Origin of the sequence: Shewanella indica (assembly GCF_033842865.1) — a bacterium.
GTDB lineage: Bacteria > Pseudomonadota > Gammaproteobacteria > Enterobacterales > Shewanellaceae > Shewanella > Shewanella indica.
In genome coordinates this window covers 1,354,159-1,377,386 of record NZ_JAWXXR010000001.1, presented here as the reverse complement: position 1 = coordinate 1,377,386, position 23,228 = coordinate 1,354,159, and the positions used below count along the sequence as shown (strand labels likewise).

At 52.6% G+C, this 23,228-nt stretch carries 21 protein-coding genes; 10 read left to right on the top strand and 11 right to left on the bottom strand.

What is annotated here, in order from left to right:
• Positions 1–315 precede the first annotated feature (315 nt).
• The 5 genes from coaD (at position 316) to SIL79_RS06390 (ending at position 5,633) form a co-directional block, all read left to right on the top strand.
• The gene (gene coaD, locus SIL79_RS06410) at positions 316–807 is read left to right on the top strand and encodes a pantetheine-phosphate adenylyltransferase (RefSeq protein ID WP_039035407.1); all 492 of its coding nucleotides are present in this window, start codon (positions 316–318) and stop codon (positions 805–807) included.
• A 5-nt stretch (positions 808–812) separates the two neighbouring features.
• Positions 813–2,306 carry a capsule assembly Wzi family protein gene (locus SIL79_RS06405; RefSeq protein ID WP_144361652.1) on the top strand — a complete coding sequence of 498 codons (1,494 nt, stop codon included), beginning with the start codon at positions 813–815 and terminating at the stop codon, positions 2,304–2,306.
• A 198-nt stretch (positions 2,307–2,504) separates the two neighbouring features.
• Positions 2,505–3,236: a glycosyltransferase family 2 protein gene (locus SIL79_RS06400; protein WP_039035429.1), complete on the top strand. Its 732-nt coding sequence runs from the start codon at positions 2,505–2,507 to the stop codon at positions 3,234–3,236.
• Position 3,237: 1 nt separating this feature from the next.
• Positions 3,238–3,912, top strand: coding sequence for a TVP38/TMEM64 family protein (locus SIL79_RS06395; protein ID WP_071475709.1), 675 nt, complete (start codon positions 3,238–3,240; stop codon positions 3,910–3,912).
• Positions 3,912–5,633 (top strand): ArnT family glycosyltransferase, encoded by a 1,722-nt coding sequence (locus SIL79_RS06390; RefSeq protein ID WP_319619074.1) that lies wholly within the window; start codon positions 3,912–3,914, stop codon positions 5,631–5,633. The genes SIL79_RS06395 and SIL79_RS06390 overlap by 1 nt, the downstream gene beginning before the upstream one ends.
• Before the next feature lie 7 nt (positions 5,634–5,640).
• On the opposite strand, the gene mutM is transcribed toward SIL79_RS06390, so the two are convergent.
• Genes mutM through SIL79_RS06350 form a run of 8 tightly spaced genes read right to left on the bottom strand, consistent with a single transcriptional unit; the run spans position 5,641 to position 12,605 of the window.
• A complete protein-coding gene (gene mutM, locus SIL79_RS06385; protein WP_319619073.1) occupies positions 5,641–6,456 on the bottom strand; it encodes a bifunctional DNA-formamidopyrimidine glycosylase/DNA-(apurinic or apyrimidinic site) lyase in 816 nt (271 codons plus the stop codon).
• Between the two features lie 16 nt (positions 6,457–6,472).
• Positions 6,473–6,931, bottom strand: coding sequence for a hypothetical protein (locus tag SIL79_RS06380; RefSeq protein WP_071475707.1), 459 nt, complete (start codon positions 6,929–6,931; stop codon positions 6,473–6,475).
• A gap of 54 nt (positions 6,932–6,985) precedes the next feature.
• Complete coding sequence (moaA, locus tag SIL79_RS06375) at positions 6,986–7,972, bottom strand: GTP 3',8-cyclase MoaA (RefSeq protein ID WP_215773699.1); 987 nt, start codon at positions 7,970–7,972, stop codon at positions 6,986–6,988.
• Between the two features lie 8 nt (positions 7,973–7,980).
• Positions 7,981–9,786 carry a bifunctional molybdopterin-guanine dinucleotide biosynthesis adaptor protein MobB/molybdopterin molybdotransferase MoeA gene (locus SIL79_RS06370; protein WP_039035400.1) on the bottom strand — a complete coding sequence of 602 codons (1,806 nt, stop codon included), beginning with the start codon at positions 9,784–9,786 and terminating at the stop codon, positions 7,981–7,983.
• Between the two features lie 9 nt (positions 9,787–9,795).
• The gene (mobA, locus tag SIL79_RS06365) at positions 9,796–10,389 is read right to left on the bottom strand and encodes a molybdenum cofactor guanylyltransferase MobA (RefSeq protein WP_039035399.1); all 594 of its coding nucleotides are present in this window, start codon (positions 10,387–10,389) and stop codon (positions 9,796–9,798) included.
• Entirely contained in the window at positions 10,373–11,080 is a 708-nt protein-coding gene (locus SIL79_RS06360) for an ABC transporter ATP-binding protein (RefSeq protein ID WP_039035398.1), read from the bottom strand. The genes mobA and SIL79_RS06360 overlap by 17 nt, the downstream gene beginning before the upstream one ends.
• An 8-nt stretch (positions 11,081–11,088) precedes the next feature.
• The gene (locus SIL79_RS06355; RefSeq protein ID WP_039035397.1) at positions 11,089–11,796 is read right to left on the bottom strand and encodes an ABC transporter permease; all 708 of its coding nucleotides are present in this window, start codon (positions 11,794–11,796) and stop codon (positions 11,089–11,091) included.
• A complete protein-coding gene (locus SIL79_RS06350) occupies positions 11,793–12,605 on the bottom strand; it encodes a substrate-binding domain-containing protein (RefSeq protein ID WP_039035396.1) in 813 nt (270 codons plus the stop codon). Before SIL79_RS06350 ends, SIL79_RS06355 begins: the two co-directional genes overlap by 4 nt.
• A gap of 280 nt (positions 12,606–12,885) precedes the next feature.
• On the opposite strand from SIL79_RS06350, the gene SIL79_RS06345 reads away from it, so the two are divergent.
• Both SIL79_RS06345 and SIL79_RS06340 read left to right on the top strand, forming a co-directional pair.
• The gene (locus SIL79_RS06345; protein ID WP_039035395.1) at positions 12,886–14,268 is read left to right on the top strand and encodes a sigma-54-dependent transcriptional regulator; all 1,383 of its coding nucleotides are present in this window, start codon (positions 12,886–12,888) and stop codon (positions 14,266–14,268) included.
• 2 nt (positions 14,269–14,270) lie between these two features.
• Positions 14,271–16,379, top strand: a complete 2,109-nt coding sequence (locus SIL79_RS06340) for a sensor histidine kinase (RefSeq protein ID WP_144361655.1) — start codon at positions 14,271–14,273, stop codon at positions 16,377–16,379.
• Between the two features lie 696 nt (positions 16,380–17,075).
• On the opposite strand, the gene SIL79_RS06335 is transcribed toward SIL79_RS06340, so the two are convergent.
• Complete coding sequence (locus SIL79_RS06335) at positions 17,076–17,765, bottom strand: DNA-3-methyladenine glycosylase I (protein WP_162206836.1); 690 nt, start codon at positions 17,763–17,765, stop codon at positions 17,076–17,078.
• A 385-nt stretch (positions 17,766–18,150) separates the two neighbouring features.
• On the opposite strand from SIL79_RS06335, the gene SIL79_RS06330 reads away from it, so the two are divergent.
• On the top strand, positions 18,151–18,804 hold the full coding sequence (locus SIL79_RS06330) for a glutathione S-transferase family protein (protein ID WP_039035965.1): 654 nt from the start codon (positions 18,151–18,153) through the stop codon (positions 18,802–18,804).
• 8 nt (positions 18,805–18,812) lie between these two features.
• On the opposite strand, the gene SIL79_RS06325 is transcribed toward SIL79_RS06330, so the two are convergent.
• Both SIL79_RS06325 and prlC read right to left on the bottom strand, forming a co-directional pair.
• The gene (locus SIL79_RS06325; RefSeq protein ID WP_025009092.1) at positions 18,813–19,343 is read right to left on the bottom strand and encodes a thioesterase family protein; all 531 of its coding nucleotides are present in this window, start codon (positions 19,341–19,343) and stop codon (positions 18,813–18,815) included.
• A 114-nt stretch (positions 19,344–19,457) separates the two neighbouring features.
• On the bottom strand, positions 19,458–21,497 hold the full coding sequence (gene prlC, locus SIL79_RS06320) for an oligopeptidase A (RefSeq protein ID WP_144361657.1): 2,040 nt from the start codon (positions 21,495–21,497) through the stop codon (positions 19,458–19,460).
• A 403-nt stretch (positions 21,498–21,900) separates the two neighbouring features.
• Between prlC and SIL79_RS06315 the strand changes: the two genes are divergently transcribed.
• Both SIL79_RS06315 and SIL79_RS06310 read left to right on the top strand, forming a co-directional pair.
• Positions 21,901–22,608 carry a hypothetical protein gene (locus tag SIL79_RS06315; protein ID WP_162206838.1) on the top strand — a complete coding sequence of 236 codons (708 nt, stop codon included), beginning with the start codon at positions 21,901–21,903 and terminating at the stop codon, positions 22,606–22,608.
• Positions 22,609–22,688: 80 nt separating this feature from the next.
• Positions 22,689–23,225 carry a hypothetical protein gene (locus SIL79_RS06310; protein ID WP_162206839.1) on the top strand — a complete coding sequence of 179 codons (537 nt, stop codon included), beginning with the start codon at positions 22,689–22,691 and terminating at the stop codon, positions 23,223–23,225.
• Positions 23,226–23,228 lie beyond the last annotated feature (3 nt).

Sequence of the window (23,228 nt, the reverse complement as noted above, 5' to 3'; positions counted from 1 at the left end):
ATGAAAAAATCAACTCATTGTAAAAACTTAAGTGATCCATTGATGTCTACATCCTCGTGAACATCAATGGATCACTCACGAAAAAAGGCGTGTCAGTATACCAATTTAAATTCCATAGATCTGTGTTTTCGTCTTTCATAACCAGGTTTCATGTCTGAAAGAATTGCATGGGTCACCAAATGCCTTGAACTCAGACTCTTTGGGTACAACCGCTGTTAAGCGGTTAACCAAGCTGATTCGATGTCAATGGTTCAATCCAGGGAGAGAACTCGTTAAACTAGGCGCGATTACACCATCAATTTAGGGCACAGAGTCATGTACACGAAAGCCATCTATCCCGGAACATTCGACCCTGTCACCAATGGGCATGCGGATCTTATCCAACGTGCCGCTGCGCTATTTTCTCACTTGGTGATAGGTGTGGCAGCCAGTCCATCGAAGCAGCCTTGTTTTACTCTGGAAGAAAGGGTCGCCATGCTCAACAAGGTGACCTCACATCTGGATAATGTCGAGGTGGTTGGCTTTACCGGGCTACTGGTGGACTTTGCCAAAGAACAGAGTGCCAATGTGTTGGTGCGGGGGCTGCGCGCTGTGTCTGATTTCGAATATGAGTTCCAACTGGCCAATATGAATCGTCGGCTCCACCCTGAGCTGGAGAGTGTCTTTTTGACCCCTGCGGAAGAAAACTCTTTTATTTCATCGACCTTGGTCAAGGAAGTCGCGCTGCACGGGGGCGATGTCAGTCAATTTGTTCATCCGGATGTTGCCAAGGCCTTGGTTACCCGAATCAAAAAGCAAGGAAGTTAATTTCAATGAGAAGTTTTTTGTACAAAAGCTTGGTGCTGGGCATTGGCCTGGGAATGAGTACTATGAGTCAAGCGGCGCCTTGGGTCGATAGTTCTGACATTTATTTAAGAGCCGATATACAAGCGCTGGCCGATGCCGGGGTAATCACGGTTCCGGTCAATACCTATCCCTTGATGTGGGCAGGTATCGGTGCCGACTTGGCCAAAGTTGAGCCGGCCACACTGACCCCGGCGTTGACCGACGCCTTTTCCAGGGTGAATTTTTACTATCGTCAGGCGATAGACAGTCGCGGTAGTGCGGCCATCAAGGCAACGGCGGCAACCGATGCTGCCAGATTTCAACATTTTGGTTCTGACTATCGTGAGAAGGGACAACTGAGTGCCTCCTATGAATATGTCGGAGAACGTTTTGCCTTCAAGGTTGCAGGAACCGGGGCATATGATGCTCAGGATGATGAGAACGCTCGTCCGGATGATTCCTACATGGCTGTGGTATTGGGCAATTGGATAGTGACCGCAGGCGCTGTGCAGCAGTGGTGGGGGCCTGGATTTGATTCGGCCTTGCATAAATCAAATAATGCCAGGCCCATGCCGTCTGTGATGCTCAGTCGTAACAATGCCGCTGGCTTTGAAACCCCTTGGCTATCCTGGATTGGTCCCTGGACCTTGACTACTGGTATCAGTTGGATGAACGACGACAGGGCCATTGAAGATACCCTGCTGTGGAATATGCGTGGCAGTGTCAGACCCTTCAAACAGTTGGAAATAGGCCTTTCCTGGACCACGCAATTCTGTGGTGAGGGGCAGGATTGCGGTTTTGGTTCATTCTGGGATGCTATTTCAGGTGGTACCGAGTGTGCCGATGGAGATCCTAACTGTGACCCTTCCATGCAGTCCAAGATAGGCAACCAGATGGCGGGTTTCGATATTCGCTATGCCGACACTCTGTTTAACGTGCCTTTCGGCCTTTATCTGGAGCGCACCTGTGAAGACTCCAGCGGTTCGGCGCCATGGCAGATTGCCGACTGTGGCATGCTGGTGGGCGCTGATACCCGCTTCAACCTGGCGCAGCAGCAATATAAGCTGTTCTTTGAGTATACGGATACAATGGTAGCCTGTGGTAGCGACCCTAATGTGTTTAACTGTTTCTATGAACATAGCACTTACCTGAGTGGTTCACGTTACTATCAACGTTCTTTGGGATCCACCTATGACAGCGATGCCAAGGTTTATGTGTTGGGTTTGGTTGGGCAATTTGCCGACAGCCACGGCATCAACGCTTACCTGCGTTATGCTCAACTCAATAAAGACGGCAAGTCTCCTTCTCATGGTTGGGCACCTCAGCCTGCCAAGGAAGACCTATTGATGTTGGAGCTCAGCTATCGAATGCCCTTGTTGAAGGGAATGATGACTTTTGGGGGAACTGCTTCCCGTTCAGAATTCGATACTGATAACGATACAGATGCCAGCCTATTTGGCAGTTACGAATACAGATTCTGAGAAATAACACCTTCCCCAAGCCGGCTTAGCCGGCTTTTTTATGTCTGTAATTAAAATGTTATCAGCATTGGTTTTAATGGTTGCGTAAAAAGCGGCGTTGACATAATTTAGCCTTAAGAAACGACTTCTATGCTGCAGTTCAAGCCTATGGAACATAGGCTTGAACTGTTTTTAGGTCAGTATCCCGGGAGCTTATTTTTGATTTCAGTCGTAATACCCGCCAAAGACGAAGCCGGCAATATAGGCCCTCTCATTAATGAAATCTGTCAGGCCTTGGCAAGTACAACTCCATTTGAAATTCTGGTTGTGGACGATGGCAGCAGCGATAACACTGCCAACGAAGTGTTACAAACCGCAGAACAAAATGGTTGTGATGCCAGAGTTATCCGTCATAAACGCAGTACAGGTCAGAGCACGGCTATCTGCACGGGAGTGCGCGAGGCCAAGGGGGAATATATAGTGACCCTGGACGCCGATGGGCAGAATGATCCTGCGGATATCCCCGCCATGATCCGGCTTATCCCGCAAATGAACAGTGCTGATTTTTGTATCGCAGGTTATCGAAAGCACCGTAAAGACACGGCTTGGAAACGCTTTCAATCCCGTTTTGCTAACCGGGTACGCGATGCTTTGTTGCACGATGGCGTTCCGGATACCGGCTGTGGCCTTAAACTGTTTCCACGAGCCAGTTTTCTGAAACTTCCCTATTTCAACCATATGCACAGGTATATTCCGGCGCTTATCCGCCGTATTGGGGGAGATGTGCGTATTTCCGTGGTTAATCACAGAGATAGACAAGCCGGTATTTCAAAATATACTGCCTGGAATCGACTCTGGGTGGGAATCGTCGATATCTTGGGGGTGATGTGGTTGATCCGCCGGGCCAAAATTGCCGAGATAGACAGCATTGAACACAGCCGCCGGGATTAAGTTGAAGCGTTTGCTAAAGACACTGTTGTTGCTCTCTGTCTTGCTTGGGCTGATGTTGGCCGTTCAGGCCGGCTGGTTTGAGCATCTCACCGACAGCAACTGGGTTGCCAACTTTATTCAGCGCCAAGGGAGTGGTGGACTGGCGTTACTGTTTGCTGTGGGCACCCTGTTTACCGCAGTGGGCGGCCCGAGACAGATCATTGCCTTTGTTTTCGGCTTCGCGCTTGGGGGGGCTGTTGGCGCCCTGTTTTCTACCTTTGCCGCCTTGGCGGGTTGCCTTCTCAGCTTTTACTGTGCCCGTTTGACGGTACGCGAATTCTTGCAAAAACGTTTTGGTATACGGCTGCAACGTTTTGAACGGATGATCATCCATCGCACCTGGCTCAAAGTATTAATGATTAGGCTGTTACCTGTGGGCAGCAACCTGTTGACCAATCTTTTCGCCGGGGCAACCCGGGTTCCTGTCGGCGGTTTTTTGCTTGGCAGTTTCATTGGTTATTTACCGCAGATGCTGATCTTTGCCTATGCCGGGGCCGGCTTGGGCTTGTCTGATCAGTATCAACTCGGCATCAGCCTGGTGCTCTTGCTGCTTTCCAGCTTTATAGGAACTTACCTTTACCGCAATCGCCTGAGTCGTCAGGTGGATGATTTGGTCACAGACAAACAGGAGCTTTGATGAATTGGCTGCGTAGCTACTTTGACAGTGATAGTTACACCAGGGTGTTTTGGGCATTGTTCTGGCTGACCTTGTTTATTATGTTGCTGGGAATTGGATTCCGCTCTCCCTGGCCTGCTGACGAACCCAGATTTGTCGAAGTTGCCAGAGAAATGGTCAGTAGCGGTCAGTGGTTGTTTCCCAGTCGCGGCGGCGAATTTTATCCTGATAAACCGCCGGTTTTCATGTGGGCCATAGCACTTTGCTACGCCTTGATTGGTGACCTCAAGCTGGCTTTCTTGCTGCCCAATGCCCTGTGTGGTTTGTTGACAGTGATGCTGGTCTACGATCTGGGCGCCAGACTTTGGAATGTTCGCACTGGCCGCAATGCTGCTCTGCTGCTGCTATTGGTGCCGCAATTTTTGATGCAGGCCAAGAATGCTCAGATAGATGCCATGGTGATGTGTTGGATTACTTTAGGGTGTTATGGCCTCTTGCGCCATTTCCTCAAAGGGCCGAGTTGGGGCTGGTATTTCGCCGCCTGGGGCTTTATGGGGTTGGGGGTTATCACCAAGGGGGTTGGCTTTCTGCCTCTGCTGTTGCTGTTGCCGTTGGCATTTTACAGCTGGCAACGAGGCTTATGGCGAGAGAGCTGGCGCTGGCGGGCGCTATTGGGGCCGGTCGCCATGTTGGCCGTAATTGCGCTCTGGTTGGTTCCCATGATACTGACGGTTCAAGCATCCGCGAGCCCGGATCACCTGGCTTACATGAACAATATTTTGTTTAAGCAAACGGGTGAACGTTACGTCAACGCCTGGGATCATATCAAACCTTGGTATTTCTTTGTTTTCAGTGTCATTCCTTGGCTCTGGTTCCCTCTGCCTTTATTGGCATTGGCTTACGGAAAGCGCCTCTGGGCGGCCATTAAGGCAGACCCAGGCATTGCCGTCTTGCTGTTATGGGTCTTGTTGGTGGTGGTGTTTTTCAGTATCAGCCCAGGTAAGCGCAATCTCTATATTTTACCGGCACTGCCGATGGCCGCGCTGGCCATTGCGGCTGCATTGCAGGGAGCACAGTTGTGTCTGTGGTTTGAGCGTTTGGTGTCCGCCCTGTTGTGGTTGTTGGGGGGCTTGCTGCTGACTCTTGGGGTGCTGGCATTGCTGCATCATCCCAAGTTGCTTGAGAGGTTGGCGGACTATACCGATGATCTCACAGGTATCGGCTACCTGTTTATGGTGCTGGGTTCCTCCTGGCTAATTTTGATTTGGTGGCTAAGGAAGCAGCCTTCGCTGTTCAGGGCCGGCGCTGTAACTATTCTGGGATGGCTCCTGGTCAGCACCTGGGGTTATCTGTTACTCGATGAAATACGTACTCCCAAGGCTTTGATGCAACATACTGCCGAGGTGATAGGTGAGGAAGCTGAGCTTGGATTAATCCGCTTCAAGGAGCAGTTTATTCTGTTTTCTCCCATAAGTATTACCCATTTTAGCTATCTGGCATCCACTGCCGAGCAGGAGCGCCGGGCCTGGCAGTGGCTGCAACAAGGTAAACAACGCTATCTCCTGGTTCCCGGTTGGGTAACCCTTGAATGCTTTGATTTGAGTAAGGGGCAGAATATGGGCTCGGCCCACAGGCAAGATTGGTATTTACTGTCGGCATCGGCGAGTCTGCCCGAATGTCAGTCGCCCAAGACTATGGTCAGTTACTACACCCCGCATCCGGGGCAGTGGATGCGGGAATAGCCTTGGGTCAGCGCGTCTGGCACAGGCTGCAAAACACTGTGGTGCGCTGTCCCAGGCGTATTTCGGATAATAGATGGCCACATTGGGTGCAGGTTTCCCCACCGCGGCCATAGACATGCAGCTTTTGGGCAAAGTAACCCGGTTTACCTTCGGCATTGGTGAAATCTTTCAGTGTGGTGCCGCCCTGTTTGATGGCCTGGGCCAGGATCAGCTTTATCTCGGCGACCAGCACTGTCAGCCGCTCTTTATCCACTTTACCGGCATCGGCCTGCGGGTGGATCCCGGCGGCAAACAGGGCTTCGTTGGCATAGATATTACCGACACCCACCACAATGGCATTGTCCATCAGACAAAGTTTTATCGCCTTCTTCTTGCCCTTGAGTGCCGCGTGCAGTTGCTCGACATTAAAGGCATCCGTTAAGGGTTCGGGGCCCAGTTTGGCCAGCAGTGGATGAGCCGTTTCCGGCAACTCGCACCAGAGCCAGGCACCGAATCTGCGCGGATCGTTGAACCTCAGCACCCGGCCGTTTTCCAGCTCCAAATCTATATGGTCGTGTTTCTCCGCCGGTGTGCTACGGGGCAAAATCCGCAGGCTGCCGGACATCCCCAGATGCACTATGCAGGTACCGGCATCTGTATCCAGCAGCAGGTATTTGGCGCGGCGGCGCACGGCTCTGATGGTCTGTCCTATGATATTGCGGGCCGTTTCAGGTACCGGCCAACGCAGTGAAGGATTCCGAACGATAAGGTTACTGACGGTCTGATCAACAAGATACGGCGCAACCCCGAGGCGGGTCACTTCCACTTCCGGCAATTCTGGCATAAGGCTCTCTGCTCTATCAGCTTGTGGATACACTCAGCAGAGGTACAACACCACTTCTGAGGCTGGGGGGAATAAGATACCAGTTCCCGGCGGCAGATTTAAGCAGTCCTTGATGGGGATAAAACAGCCAAAGTTGTGGCTCGGCAGCGCCGCTGACTTTCAGCAGCAACTCTTGTGGCCGCTCATCTTGGGTGAGTTCAGGCTTGCTGGCCAATGGTGATACCCGAATACTGAGCCAGGCTTGACTCCAGTCGGCGCAATTGAGCACCTTGGGATCACACTGCCATTGGCCAGTGGCGGCCTGTGCCAACCAGATCCCGTCCAGTTGCAGCTGTTGCAGTTCAGTATGGCTGTCAAACAGCTCGCGGGTATCTGGCACCGAGTTCATGCGTTTATCCAGCAAGGTCAGTACCGACACCATCAAAATGGAGGCCAGAATAATGATGTTATTCCACTGTTTGCGGGTCAGTGCCATGGGCAAAAATAGTTTGATTGAGGTCGAATCGCCAGTGTAGCACGGTGGCAGGTATCAGCCACCCGTGCTGTTCATAAACCTCAGGATCTGCACCTGATTGGGATCGTCGAAGTGATGCTCCTTGGGCTTGCGCTGAATCGCCTCGAAGATAGCTTGCTTCAACACGTCTATGTCACCTGGATGGCTGCGGATGATCTGCTTCAGATCCAGCGAGTGTTCATTCCCCAGGCACAGCAGCAAGCGGCCTTCGGCCGTGACTCTGACCCGGTTGCACTCATGGCAAAAGTTATGGCTGTGGGGTGAAATAAAACCTATATGGATAGGGCTGTCGGCCATGCTGTAGTAACGTGCCGGGCCGCCGGTACGCTTGGATGACAGGCTCAAGGGCCAGCGTTGATTGATAATTTCCCTGACATCACTGCTGCTCATGTGTCTTGGCAGAGAACGCTCCTCCATCACACCCAGAGGCATCTCTTCGATAAAGGCGATATCCAGCTGCTTTTGACGGCAATACTCCAGCAGATCGATAATTTCGTTTTCGTTGCGTCCCTTGAGGATCACGGCGTTGATCTTGATCCTGTCAAAGCCGGCTGCCTTGGCGGCATCTATGCCCTTGAGCACTCGCTCCAGCTTGCCGTTGCGGGTCAGGGTGGTGAAGAGTTCGCTCTTTAGGGTGTCCAGGCTGATATTGAGGCGGTTCAAGCCGGCGGCTTTCAGCGCCGGAGCCAGTTTGGCCAGCCTGGAGCCGTTGCTGGTCATGGAAAGATCTTTGAGCCCAGGTAATGCCGCGAGCTGCGCCACCAAACGGTCGCAATCGCTGCGTACCAAGGGTTCGCCGCCGGTGAGGCGTATCTTGCTGACGCCAAGCTCGGTAAAGGCGCGGCCGATAAAAGCCAGTTCCTCCAGGCTCAATACCTGTTCCCGCGCTAGAAAACAGGGATCTTCACTCATGCAATAGATGCAGCGAAAATCACACCTGTCGGTAATGGAGAGGCGCAGATACTCTATTTTGCGGCCAAAGCCGTCACTCAGGCTGTTCAAGGGCAGCCTCAGAGCAGGTCTGCAAACGGGTGTACATAGACGGTTTCACCCGCCTCTATGCGTTCATCGGCCTCACCGATAATCACCAAGCAGTTGGCCTTGACCATGGAGCTGAGCATGCCTGAGCCCTGGGCACCGGTCGTGCGTACGTGCAATTGGCCGTCATCTCCCAGGGTCATGATGCCGCGGCTAAACTCGGTGCGGCCGCTGCGGCTGCGCATGGCTTCATCGGCAATCGCCGGCAATAGTCTTGGCTGCCCGCTTGGTTCACCGGCCAGTTTACGCAATGCAGGTTGAACAAACATCAGGAAAGAGACCATCACGGCCACAGGATTGCCGGGCAAGCCGAAGAACAATGTTTGGTCTATCTTACCGAATGCCAATGGGCGTCCCGGGCGCATATTGATACGCCAGAAGTTGATTTCTCCCAGCTTGGCCAGCACTGTTTTGATATAATCGGCATTGCCGACAGACACCCCGCCCGAGCTGATGATCACATCGGCCTGAGTCGCCGCCTGGCTCAATGTTTGGCTTAGAACCGCTTCTGAGTCTTCGATGATCCCCAAGTCCAGCACTTCACAGCCCAGACGCTTGGCCATCGCCTTGATGGTATAGCGGTTGGAGTCGTAGATGCAGTTGGCCTTCAGCTCAGTGCCGGGTTGGCTGACTTCATCGCCGGTGGAGAATACGGCAATTCTGGGGCGGCGTTTGAGGGGCATCTCAAACAGTCCCAGCGAAGCCAGTAGGCCTTGCTCGGCAGCGCCCAAACGTGTACCACCACTTAGGGCAACGGCGCCTTGGGCTATATCTTCACCCGCCAGACGCACGTGCTGGCCGCGGTAGATTTTGCCACTGAAGCTGACCTTGCCATCAGTTTCAGTGGCAAGCTCTCTGGGTTGAATGGTATCTGCACCCAGAGGAACCGGCGCACCTGTCATAATTCGTACCGCTTCACCCGGCTGCAACTGGCCAGAATATTGATGACCGGCCAGAACTTCTCCTTTCAGCTCAAAGGGTTGTGACATGTTGTCTTGAAACGCGAAGGCGTAACCATCCATTGCCGAGTTGGTCTGCTGTGGCACATTCACAGGTGATATTGCATCCTGGGCCAGAATACGATTGTCGGCCTCATCGAGCGTCAACAGCTCTGTCTCTGTGACGGGTTTGACTTGCTCCAGGATATGGTCAATGCCTTGACGTACCGACAGATTCTGTTCACTGCCGAGCTCACAGGCGCTTAAGGGCAGGGCTCTTGCTGAAGAGGGCTTGGACTCGGGGCGATAATCGCGAACATACTGCTGCACAAAATCAGCAATTTGCGCCACATTGTTGAGATCCAGGCGGCGGATCTCCCCTGGCAGCTTGGTTTCGTCACAGCAGGCTATTGCGAGGATATTGGGATCCTCGGTATGGATAAAGGGTTTTCCGTGGGCGGCTCGGTGTAATTCAATCTTGGGCAGCGCCAGTTTCTTGAAGCCTTCCACCAACACCAGATCGGCCTTGTCCTGTTCCAGTTGGCCGAGTAGATGCAGCAGGTCCGGATCTCTGTCCAGCGGATCTTCTGTCATCAAGGCCCAACGTACATGGGAGGCCACCAACATCTGTCTGGCACCGGCTTTGCGCATCTCATAGCTGTCTTTACCCGGCTCATCGATATCAAAGTTGTGATGGGCATGTTTGATCACTGCCAGTCTCAAACCACGACGATTCAGTTCAGGGATCAACTGCTTCAGCAGCGTGGTCTTGCCTGTGCCGCTATAGGCACAGAAGCCCAACACGGGAATGGACAGGGGATTGGTAAAGACAGTGCTCATAGAAACCTCTTAAGCTTGGGATATTTCCGCCGCGAGTTGTTGTTTTTGTTCGTTGGTGTTGACGTTAATAAAGGCGTTGGGTTGATCTGCGAATGATTCAACCACTACCGGGTGCTCACTGTACCAGAGATCAATACGGCGCCTGCCTGAATCGAGAAACGCCTGCATCGAATCTCTCACCGTCGGTTTGAGCAGCATAACCACTGGCTGCTCCCGCTCGCCGTCGGATGCCACGGCGAGATCCGCTTCTGATGCCAATAGTTTTTGCGCCATGCGCTCAACCAGGTCTTTGGGTAGCAAAGGGCAGTCGCAGGGCACCACTAACAGCAGATCGGCGTCTGTTTTGTCCAGGGCGCTGATCATCCCCGCCAACGGCCCGGGATAGCCCTGTTCCAGGTCGGCAATGACTGGAAAACCGAACTCAGCATAACGTGTTTGATTGCGGTTGGCGTTGATCAGGATCTGATTCACCTGAGGTTTTACCCTGTCGATAACATGGGCAATCATGGGACGCCCCAGCAGATCTACCAGTCCTTTGTCTTCTCCGCCCATACGCCTGGCCATGCCTCCGGCGAGTATTACCGCATCAATGCGCTGCGACATAGTTCTCCTCCTGCAGTTCTTCCGTGGCCAGTCTCAAATTGGCTGAGGTTGTCAGTTGTTGTGATTCTATATGCCAATGTTGGTGACAAAGTGCTGTCAGCTCTGAGTGCTGGTGGCTACTGATCAGCAGCCCAGTACCTTGTTGCTTTAATTCGGCAATCATAGCAAAAACGGTTTGCTGCGATGCCCTGTCCATATTGGATATGGGCTCATCGAGCATGAGTAACTTGGGTTTCAACAGCCAGGCTCTGGCCAGTGCCAGCCGTTGCCGTTCGCCGCCGGATAACGTTGAGGCGTTAGTCTTGAGCAGTTTCCCCAATTGGGCATTTTCTATCGCGCTTTGCATCCTAGTGCGCTGCTCGGCTTTATCCAGGCTGCTGTATTTCTGCGCCAGTTGCAGATTGTAGCTGACACTGCCTTCAAATAGGTATGGGTGCTGATGCAGGTAAATAGCCTTGCCGAGCAAGGTATCACCTCGCCACCAGGGCGCAGCTGGAAATCCTTGGGTATAGATGGTACCGGCGCTGGGCTTGAGTAAGCCGGCCAGCAGCTTCATCAGAGTGGTTTTACCGCAGCCATTGTCACCTTGCAGATAGATGACTTCGCCCTGGCAAAACTCCAGTTGCCGGGCGCGAAATAACAGGCGTTCACCAAAACGCATCTCAAGATCTTGGGCTATCAGCTTTATCATCAAGCGTCCTAATGACTTCTGGGATTGGCCCTGCCGCGCAGAGTACCCAGAGCAAAATTCAGTATCAGTGCCAGCACCAGCAGCACCAAGCCAAGGGCTATGGCCTGGGCGAAGTCCCCTTTACTGGTTTCCAGCGAAATCGCGGTGGGTATGTTACGGGTAACATGGGCTATATTGCCACCAACCATCATGGAACAGCCGACTTCGGTAATGATACGGGAAAACGCGGCGATAATCGCCAGTAACAGCGGTACTCTCAGCTCGCGGCAAACCACCCAGATAGCCGAGCTCCAACTGGCACCCAGGGTGCGGCTGGTTTCCCAGGCGCGGCGGTCGACACTGGTGAAGGCGGCATGGCTCATGGCTATCAGTACCGGGGCGCAGATCATCATCTGCCCGAGGATCATCCCCTTTTGGGTAAAGAGCCAGCGCAGGTCGCCCAGGGCACCGTTACGGGTCAGTAGTAGATAAGCCAACAGGCCAACCACCACAGTGGGAATGGATTGCAGGGTTTGCACCAGGTTGGTTACCAGCCAGCGACCGGGAAACTGAACAAACGCCAGGGCGAACCCCAGTATCATGGACGGCAGCAAGGTGATCAGCAGTGCCGCGAAAGATACCGAGAAAGAGACGGAGATAATAGACCAGACTTCGGGGTCTCTGGAAAACAGCAGGCCGAGGGCCTGCTGTATAAGGGCTAACCAGCCTTCACTCATTTGCCGTAAGTTGCCTTGAACAGTTGTTCACCTTGAACTTTATAGCTGTTGATCATGCTTTGTGCTTCTTTGCTAATCAACCAATCACTGAAGGCACGTGCACCTTTGTGATTCAGATCAGGGTATTTGGCAGGGTTGATCAGGATAACCTGATAAGGGTTGGCCAGAGTGGCGCCGCCGTCGAAGTCGATACTCAGGTCCAGTTTGGCTTTGTAAGCCACGAAAGTACCACGGTCAGACAGGGTGTAACCTTGCAGTTCATTAGCCATCAGCAGGGTTTTACCCATGCCTTGACCTACAGAAGTATAGCCTTTGAAGTCTGGAGTCACGTTGGCGGCTTTCCAGATCAACAGTTCTTTCTTGTGAGTACCTGAGTCATCACCACGGGATACGAAAGGTACGCCTGACTTGGCGATTTTGGCGAAGGCTTCTTCGGCATTCTTGCTGTCACGAGCCTTGGCAGGGTCGTTCTTTGGGCCTAGGACAACAAAGTCGTTTTCCATGATACCGCGAGGTTCAACACCGAAACCGTCGGCAACGAACTTGGCTTCTGCGCCAGGAGCGTGAGTCATCACCAGATCCACGTCACCTTGGGTACCCAGTTTCAGGGCTTTACCTGTACCTGTGGCGATCACCTGTACCTTGTAACCTGATTCAGATTCGAATTTTGGCAGCAGGTAACCCAGCAGACCTGAGTTTTCAGTACTTGTGGTGGTGGCCAGCTTGATGGTTTCCTGAGCGGAAGCCGGGGCAGAGATCATCAGGCCTGCCGCAATGGCAAGACCCAGCAGTTGTTTCAAGTTCAACATTATTGCTCCTTGGCATGATTTTATAAGTGTGCCGAACCCATAAGCCAGCGGGCCACGGCCTTGTACTCGCACCCAATAAAGCAATTTGGGTGCCAAAGATGAATGTCAGCTATAAACCGATATTGAGGGATCCAATATGTGAACTGGATCCCAAGCTTGGTAAATAAGTGTCAGACAAATTGTCCCAATCGGCTTTTTCGCTGGTTCATAGTGACCAATTTTTACCGTATCAATGATAGAATCTATTTCAATTGAGTCAAAATGTCCTGAAGCCGACAATATGAGCCAGATAGAAAAGCCACTTAAGTCTAAGCCAATGCCTTCTGCCGTGTCCGTGTTGATCGTCGACGACGAGCCCGGTATGCGCAGTTTCCTCAACAAAGCGCTGGCAAAGAAATTTGCCCTGGTAGAAACCGCCGCCAGCATAGAAGAAGCTGAACAACTGCGAAGCCGTTGTCACTTCGATCTGCTGATTGTGGATATACGTCTGCCCGGCCGCTCAGGTATTGAGTGGCGTGAGGCGCTGGATGATCAAGAGCGGCGTTCCGACATCATCTTTATGACGGGCTATGCCGATATGGAAGTGGCTATTCAGGCACTTAGGGCCGGCGCTTCCGACTTCATCATGAAGCCCTTTCATCTTGAGCAGATGATGAAGGCGGTCGATCGCTGCATCGAGCGGCGCTTATTGAAGCGGGAAAACCTGATGCTGCGCCGGGAAGTGTCCAGCGGCTACTCCTCCACCATCATAGGCAACAGTGATGCCATGATGGAGGTCAAGCGGGTGATTGAGCGAGTGGCACCGACCAATGCCGTAGTGCTTATCGAAGGCGAGTCCGGCACGGGCAAGGAGCTGGTGGCCAGGCAACTTCACCTGCTCAGTGGTCGTCAGGGCCCCTTTGTACCGGTTAACTGCGGCGCCATTGCCCCAGAGTTGTTGGAAAGTGAACTCTTTGGTCATACTGCAGGTTCCTTTACCGGCGCCAAGGGCAATAGGGAAGGCTTATTTAGTTTTGCCTCCGGCGGCACCATCTTCCTCGATGAGATCGGGGAAATGCCGCTGAAAATGCAGACGGCCTTACTGCGGGTGCTGGAACAAAAAGCGATTCGTCCGGTTGGCAGCGAGAAAGAAGTCAATATTGATGTTCGGGTGATAGCGGCAACCAACCGTAAACTGGCCGAAGAGGTTGAAGCCGGGCATTTTCGCCGCGATCTCTTTTACCGTCTCAATGTGCTCGACATAGTGATCCCGCCATTGCGGGAAAGGCCGGATGATGTGGTGGAATTGACCCATCATTTTACCCGTCAGTTGGCCGCAGAGCTCGGGGTGAAAGAGGTGGTCTGGAGCCATGAGGACCTGCTCAAACTGCAGCAACATCAGTGGCCGGGGAATATCCGCGAATTGCGTAACATGATAGAGCGCTGCATTCTGCTCGGTAAGCCACCGGCGGAATACTGGAAAGAACAGCCCAAGGCCGAACTGAATGCTCAGCCTGGCTATCCCCACGACTGGGCGCTCAAGGATGTGGAGAAAGACCATGTCACCGCCGTCGTTGACTCCCACGGAGGCAACAAGTCGGCGGCAGCCCGGGTGCTGGGAGTGTCTCGCAAGACACTGGATCGTAAATACAAAGAGTGGTTTGACTGCGAGTCGGAGGTCTGAGCTTGTCACTGTTCAAACGGCTCTTTGGCCTGAGCTGGCAGCAGCTACAGGCAAAGGTGCGTTATCGCATTCTGATCCTGACTCTGTTGCCCATCTTGCTGACACTGGTGAGCCTGGTGTTTATCACCATTTACTGGAACATCAGCTACACAGGCAAACAGCTGTTTATGAAGGTCAAAGCAGACCTGACCGTGGCCAATAACACCTTGGATGCCGTGCAGGAGCGCCAGGAAAAACAGCTGGAACATGTGATGCAGTCCTTCGACTTCCAGACCCACTTTCGCTCTATACTCGAAGGTAAACAGCTGAAAAAGAAAGAGCTCAATGTTTTTCTGGATCAGCAACGCAAGGCATTGGATCTCGATTTTTTGCGTCTGGTTAGAATCGCCGATGCGGCGGCCGATCCGGACTTGCGGCAGATGTTGCCCTTGGTTCAGGGACAAAGCGCCTATTCCGGGTTGATGGTACTCTCCAGCTCGCGGCTGGCGCGAATCGATCCCGAGTTGGCCGAACGTGCCAAGATCCCGGTGAAAATGACCTTGAGGGCACAAAATCCCGATAGGGAAGTTGAAGAGCGGGGTATGCTCAGCCGCAGCCTGCTGCCGGTAGCCGATGAAAACGGCAAGATCGGCTGGTATCTGGATGGTGGGATCTTGTTTAACCGCAACACTCGCATCGTCGATCATATTCGCGATCTGGTCTATGACAAGGGCACACTGCCGGAACGTTCCATAGGCACTGTGACCATCTTCCTCGACAATATCCGTATCAGCACCAATGTGCCTCTGCATTTCTTCCCCAAAGAAGATGAGAATCGCGGCCGGGCATTGGGCACACTGGTGTCGGAGGAGGTACGTCAGCAGGTGTTGGTCAAAGGCCAACTCTGGGTTGATAGAGCCTTTGTTTACAATGACTGGTTTATCTCGGCCTATGCGCCGTTGACCGATATCCGCGGTCAACGGATAGGCATGATCTATTCCGGGTTTTCCGAGTCGCCTTTTATCCACAACTATCTGCTTAATATCATAGAGTTGGGCACCATTTTGATGTTGGTGTTGCTGGTTTCCGGACTCTTGGTTTATCGCGGCGCTTACAGTTTATTGCAACCGATTGAACGAATTCATCAAGTGGTTAAGGCGGTGCAGTCCGGGCGTAACCTGCGTATCGGTGAGCTGGGACTGGATAGAGACAATGAGCTGGCCAACCTGGCAGAGCAGTTTGACCGTATGCTCGATTTGTTGCAGCGCCGCAATGCGCAAATTCAAGCGGCAGCCGAGCAATTGGAGATGAAGGTCGAGGAACGTACCCGTAGCCTGCAGGAAAAAACCGAAGAGTTGCAGCGCAACGTACAATTGCTGAACGAAACCCGTCAGCAGTTGGTGACCAATGAAAAACTGACCGCCCTAGGGGAATTGACCGCTGGGATTGCCCATGAGATCAATAATCCTACCGCCGTAATCCTCGGTAATATGGAACTGCTGCGGGTGGAGCTTGGTGACAACGCTGAGGTCGTTGAGGAGGAAATAGACCTCATCATCCAGCAGGTAGGCCGTATCAGTACAATTATTCGCAGCTTGCTGCAGTACAGTCGTCCCGGTGAATTCAATGCGCCGCTGGAGATGCATCAAATCACACCTATTATTGAAGAGATGCAGCTGCTGGTGCGTCACTCATTGGGTAAGCAGGAAGTGGTGTTGTTGCCTGAGCTGAACGCCAGTTATCCGGTGCAGGTGAATCGTCCACAATTACTGCAGGTGTTGATCAATCTGGTGGTCAACGCCGCTCATGCTATGGATGGCAAGGGGCGGATCTGGATCCGCACCTATGACTGGGTGGAGCAGGATGAACCTGTGGGGATCAAGATAGAGATTGAAGATGAAGGTTCAGGGATCCCGCAGGAGCAGTTGAGCCGGATATTCGATCCTTTCTATACCACCCGTAAGGATGGTACCGGGCTGGGCTTGTCGCTGAGCTACGGTATTATCAAGCGTATAGGCGGCACCATAGAGGTCAGTTCGACTCTGGGTAAGGGGACGCAGTTTACTGTCAGTATTTATCATATAGCTAAAGAGGATCAGTCAGGCCCCTATGATGGTCTGCTGTTCGGGTAGGTTATAGGCTTGGCGTGCAAACAAAAAAAGAGCCGGGTAATTAACCCGGCCACAAAGAGTGTGTGAGCAATGTCGTGCTTTGCAAACTCAGGAACACCATAACTCTCAGCGGGTAATGCAGGCCTAAAGCTAAGGATGAGTTTTGGAACGCAAGTTAACAATAATCATTCTCATTTATGTTTGCAACTGTTTTTTTGCCCTTTCTAGATAAAATCTTTCCGGCCTAATTGTTCTCATCTTGGGTGTTTATCAAAAATATTTGATTAGTAAGTGGTTTTTTGATGCGTTTGAATCTAAATCACTGGTCGAAAACCATTGGCAGTTTTGCTGCTAAATCCAGATTTCGGCCCCTTTCTTGGTGCCTGATTCTCCCAATATTGGTTTGTAGCGAAGGGCATCAAACTTTTGAAACAGCAGTGAGAGGGAAAAATAGTTAGTGGGGATAAGGGGCATAAAGCTTCGACAATAACAATCAGCCAAAAAAGGGCCGGGTAGTTAACCCGGCCTAAAAGAGTGTGTGAGCAATGTCGTGCTTTGCAAACTCAGGAACACCATAACTTCAAGCAAATCTCAGTCGACTAGCGGTTAACTGACTCTCAGTTAAGGATGAGTTTTGGAACGCAAAACAGATGATAATGGTTCTCATTTTCGATTGCAACTATTTTGTTTGTATTTAAGTCAAATTTATCTCAGGCCTCAGATACGATTATCCCCTGTGCTACAAGCCAGGATGCGGCTGATGGCGGCCATGCTCCTGCCGCTGCTCTGCTGCCAATGATTGAATACAGCTTGTACCTGGGCCAGGCCGCTCTTTGAGCTGAAGCCTGCATCTACCAGTTTGTGGCTCTTGAGATAGTTTTGGACATCAGCGGTCAACAGGAAGCAGTCCTTACCTATACCACGCAGAAAATAGGGGCCGGTATTGCCACCCAGGCGTGCCCCACGGCGTTTGAGCTCTTGCCACAGTGAGGTGATCTCCTCCACTGGCCAGAGGGCGATGTAACGGGCCAGGCTGCCGTGTTCTCTGGCAATATCCTGCACCATGAGCGCGTTGTCATAAATGGCCTGGGTCTTTTTCTGGTGGCGAATAAGGCGACTGTCCTCAGCTCTGGCCTGCAGCTGCTCAGGGGAGAGCATCAACACTTTCATGGGTTCAAAGCCAAAGAAGGCCTCTTCATAGGCCGGCCATTTGTGTTCCACTACCTTCCAGACAAAACCACTCTGAAATACCTGTTTGCTGAGTGCTGAAAGCAACTCGGCATCTGTATATTCCAGCAATTCTTCTGTGGAACAGACTTTGGGTAACAGGCTCTCCAGTTGCTCGGCGCCACCTTTACGCTCACAGGCTCTGGCATAGATGGTGGCAAAATCTTCCGGCTTGATCATGTGCTTTTCCCTTTTGATTGGCTCAGTTGCTGCCGCACCAGTGTAATACCAATCGGGGTAAAGATGGCAGCGGATTAACAGTCATACTTGAGGCTTGGTTTCAAGACTGATCAAGCGGGGCTTTTTCAGTGAACGTTCAGCCCCAACAGACGTTTGATGTCATAAATGGCGATTGAGAACAAAGTGGAGACTTTGAAATCAGCTAGCAAGTTTACCGACTGAAAAGGTGCTCATCACATCTCTACATGTGGGACTTTCTCAAGCAGAAGTAGGGCTAAACAGAGGACGGATAACTGCTCGCGGCACTCATGGTAACTGTTCACGCCTTCCCTAAGCGGTAGCCAGCAACTAAAGTTAAAGTTGGTAACCATGGGGATCCCTGTCTATGGAGCTTTACTACCATCCATTGTCGCGTTATTCGCAAAAGGTGCTGCTGGCACTTTATGAAAAGCAGGCAAACTTCTTTCCCCGGGTAACGGATCTGCAGGATCCATTGGAGCGCCAACACTATCTGCATTTCTATCCATCCGGTAAGCTGCCACTTTTGGTGTGTCAGGACGGCAGCCTGTTGCCTGAATCCAGCATTATCATAGAGTATCTGGACAATAAAATGGCCGCCGGCACCCGGTTGTTGCCCAAGGAGCCCGAGCTCAATCTGCAAGTACGTCTCTATGACAGAATTGCCGACAACGACCTTAACAACAGCCTCTATCAGTTGGAACAGCAATATAGCTTACCGGAAGAACAGCAACTTCCTCTGGTGCAGCGTCAAATTGAAAACCGTCTCAGACTTTGCCTGCGGGCGCTGGACTTGCGCCTGGTTGAGCATCATTGGCTGTGCGGAGATGGGTTCACTTTGGCCGATTGTGCCTTAATTCCTTGTCTTGGTTACCTGCAGCGCAGTTTCAATTTACTGGATTACCAGCATTTGGGGCGCTACTGGCTGCAGGCGCAATTGCGAGGTTCCTGGATGTTGGTGCAGGATGAAGTAACTCTGGCTCAGGAGGAGGCCAGCAGCGGGCTCAGACCCATCCCCTGAACAAGAATTCAGCTGTTGCGGGCCTTTTTGAGATCCAGGAATGACTTCCACTTGATGATCTCCGCCGGTAACTCGGGCGTGGTCTCATCGAACCCGGCTTCCGTCAACAGGTTTTCCGTGGGTACAGGTTTGCGTTTGCAGACGAACAAACCTCTGACATGCACTATGGCATGCAGGCCTCTGTCCGACAGGAAACGTTGCTCTATGTAGAAATACTTTTCATCCCAGCCAACCACGCGAGAGGCAATTTCAAACTGCTGTAATGGCCTGATATCCCTTACATAAGTGAATTCGGCGGCATTGACTATCGGCATCCATTTCAGTTTTAGAAAGCGCTTCAGCAAGCCCATTTCGGCCATCATATAGGTGCGGGCCAGATCCATAAATGCCGGGTAGCGGGAGTTGGTCAGGTGCAGGTTGATGTCACAGTCACTCGGTAAAGCCCGATAACGGATGCGGCTGGTGCCGAGAAAACCGATATCGTTTGCCCGGCGCACTCGCCAGAGCAGCAGCCAAAACAGGCGAAAGTAGAGGTTCATCAAAGGGTCCAAGAGTTGAGAGGCATTAAAGGCTACCAAAGGTCATACCAGACGGCAAGCGAGAACTGGCTCACAAAAAAGGCGCCCTAAGGCGCCTAATCAATTGCTTCAGTCTCAGGCTTGGATCCCCGAGTGACGCAGCAGTGCGTCTATGCTGGGCTCGCGGCCACGGAAGCGGGTAAATAGCACCATAGGCTCTTCACTGCCGCCCATCTCAAGTATGTTATGCAGGAAGTCGCGTCCTGTGCTCTCGTTGAAAATACCCTCCTCCTCGAAGCGGGAGAAGGCATCGGCAGACAACACTTCGGCCCACTTGTAGCTGTAGTAGCCGGCGGCATAACCTCCGGCAAAGATATGGGCGAAGCCATTCTGGAAGCGGTTGAATTCAGGCGGTGTGACCACTGCCACCTGGCGTCGAACCTCATCCAACATCTGCTGAATATGGGCGCCCTTGGCCGGATCAAACTCCTGATGCAGGCGGAAGTCGAACAGAGAAAACTCCAGTTGCCGCAGCATCATCATGCCGGACTGGAAGTTCTTGGCGGCCAGCATCTTGTCCAGCATCGCCTTGGGCAGCGGCTCCCCGGTCTGATAATGGCCGGAGATCTCCGCCAGCGCCTCTTCGGCCCAGCACCAGTTCTCCATAAACTGGCTTGGCAGCTCCACGGCATCCCAAGGTACGCCATTGATGCCGGAAACCCCACCGATATCGATGCGGGTCAGCATATGGTGAATACCATGACCAAATTCGTGGAACAGGGTAGTGACTTCGTCATGGGTAAACAGCGCCGGCTTGTCACCCACAGGGCGATTGAAGTTACAGGTGAGGTAGGCTACCGGTTTTTGCAGGCCTGTGGCCGTCATACGTCGGGTACGGCAATCATTCATCCAGGCGCCGCCCCGCTTGCCTTCACGGGCATAGAGGTCCAGATAAAAGCTGCCTCTGTGTTCGCCCTCGGCATCCAATATGTGGAAAAAGCGCACATCTTTATGCCACTTGTCGAAATCCTGCTGCTCTTTGACATCCATGCCGAACAAGCGCTTGATGGTGTAGAACAGGCCGCTGAGCACCTTGTCTTCGGGGAAGAAGGGACGTAGCTCTTCCTGAGATATCTCATACTTGTGCTGCTTGAGTTTTTCGCCGTAGTAACCCAGATCCCAGGCCGCCAACTCGGTTACACCATAATGCTCCTTGGCAAACTCCTTGAGTTCGGCCAACTCGGCCTTGGCTTGATACTTGGAGCGCAGCGCCAGCTCATTGAGGAAGGCGATAACCTGCTCGGGCGATTGCGCCATCTTGGTGGCCAGAGACTTATCGGCATAGGTATCAAAGCCCAGTAACTGTGCCAACTCATGGCGCAGGCTCAGGATCTCGTCCATCAGCGGGCCATTGTCGAACTCACCGGCATTGGGGCCTTGATCCGAAGCGCGGGTAACAAAGGCGCGGTAGCACTCTTCACGCAGACTGCGGTTGTCGCTGTAGGTCATGACCGGCAGATAGGATGGAAAATCCAGGGTGAACAGCCAACCTTGCTGCTCTTTGGCCTCTGCCATCGCCTTGGCGGCGGCAATGGCAGACTCTGGCAGACCGGCCAATTCGGCTTCATCGGTAACCAGCTTGCTCCAGGCATGTGTGGCATCCAGCAGTTGGTTGGAATAGGTGCTGCTGAGTTCAGACAGACGCTTTACAATCTCTCCATAGCGGGCTTTTTGTTCATCATTGAGGCCTATTCCCGACAGTTCGAAGTCTCTCAGGCTATGTTCTATCACAGTCTGTTGTGCCTGGCTGAGCTGGGCAAATTCCGCCGAGGCCTTGAGCTCTTTATAGGCCTGATACAGGCCCAGATGTTGGCCGACAAAGGTGCTGTACTCAGACAGTAGTGGCAGGCAGGCATCGTGGGCGGCGCGCCATTCTTCATTGCTGAGTACTGAATTCATATGGGAAATCGGCGACCAGATCTGACTCAGCTCATCGTCCACCTGCTCCAGGGGGGCCACCAGGTTCTCCCAAGTGAAGGGGCCTCCTGCGGCCAGCACGGCTTCTATCTTATCGCGGCATTTGGCTATGGCCTGTTCGACCGCCGGTTGAATGTGCTCGGCCTTGATACTGGAAAAGGGTGGCAGCTCCTGTGCTGTCAGCAGCGGATTGGTCATTGTCTGTCCTCTCTTTGGGCGTGGGCCATAGGGCCTGCATTGGGTGCCTGGTCTTGCCGCCATGGCGGCGAATATTCAGGGGCGTGGCTAATAGATAAGGGTTCCGCTGTGATTTATCAAGGTGATAAAAGCGATTGGTGCCATAGCAGTGGCACAGATGTGAAACACAGCAGTGAAACATAGCAGTGAAACATAGCAGTGAAACATAGCAGTGAAACATAGCCGCCAAACTCGGCAGTGAAATACCCGTGAGTCACGAGTCACTGCTACCGAGGAAGAGAGCCTACCGTCAATGCACAAAAAAATCATAAATGATAACTGGATCTAAAACACGATTCGTTATCATTTACATAATAGGGTGGTGGAATAAAATAAACTTTACTTTGTAAGTTTGGTACGTTTTATGCGCTATCCGCTCTTGTTGCTGACACTCCTGTGCTGCAATCCATTATTGGCCGATGAGGCCACTGAAACCCAACTCATGCTGGGGTGGGACAGCCGCTATATTTCCGAGGGGCGTGACAACTTGTCTGCGGGCGGGATTGCCTGGAGTGGCATTCACCATAGCCGTGATGGCCTGGGGGCCTTCGTGTTGTTTGGCCGAGCCGACAGTGTGAACTACGCCGAGCTCAATGCCGGGGTGGAATACTGTTTCAACCCACTCGAATCAGTGGAAGCCGGTGTCGGCATGCAGCGGTTGGAGTTTTACGGTGATGAGCGCGGCCATGACAATGAGGTGTACGCCTATCTCGCCTATCAGGGGCTGAGCTGGCTGACGCCATCGATTAACTATACCTATGCTACTGAAGCCTCTGGTTATTTTGTTGAGTTGAGCCTGCACAGCCACTGGCAAGTGAACGAGCAATTGACTCTGACCCCTTATGTGACCCAGGGATTCGACTTTGGCTATGCCAGCCAGACTCATGATGGCCCCAATCATCTGCAGTTTGGTGTAGAGGCATGCTACTCATTAACCCCTTCTTTGGTGGCTTCCTTGCATTTGAGCCACAGCATAGCGCAGGACGATATCAAGCAGCAGGCGCAAGAGGAGGGTTGGCATGGCGATCTGGCTCAGTCTTATGCCGGCTTGCATCTAGAGTGGCAGTTTTAAATTGGCTAACATTCACCGCAGCTTCTAGACTCTGATGTGAAGACAAAAAGCGTCGACGGATCGATGCGGAGGGACAGGGAATGTTAACCTACAGAATCGGCGGGCTTTGCTGCCTGCTCCTTTGGTTGGGAGTCGCCCCATTGGTTGAATCCCAGGCCGAATCAAGCTCAGACCTGAATCCAGACCTGAATCCAGTGTCGGGTTCAGAGCCCTCAATAGATAAGCAACTCAGCGACCCGGGCAAAGAGCCTGGTTCGCTCCCTCTGGGGTGGGTGCTCGACAGCGAGGGCAATCCTATTGCCATTCCACAGCAGTTTGAAGCCGCACTTGAATATGAGTCTGCGCCCCTGCCCAAGGCCTCGCGCGACAGTAAACCAACCAAATCCCGAAAAAAGAAGCCATCCAAGCCTCGCCGCCAAATCGCCGATGATCCCGGTTGTCGCTGGTTGGATAAGCGAATGACAGAGCTGGAGCGGCGCCTCAGGCAGAAAGATTCCCACACTGCCAGATATTTGCAGGCTGAACTCGGCGAGCATCAACAGCAGTTTCGTTGCCTCAAGTGCTCAGGCTCAGGGCCAGAGACCCAGGATTATTCCCGCTGCAGCTTGTACCACTGAAAT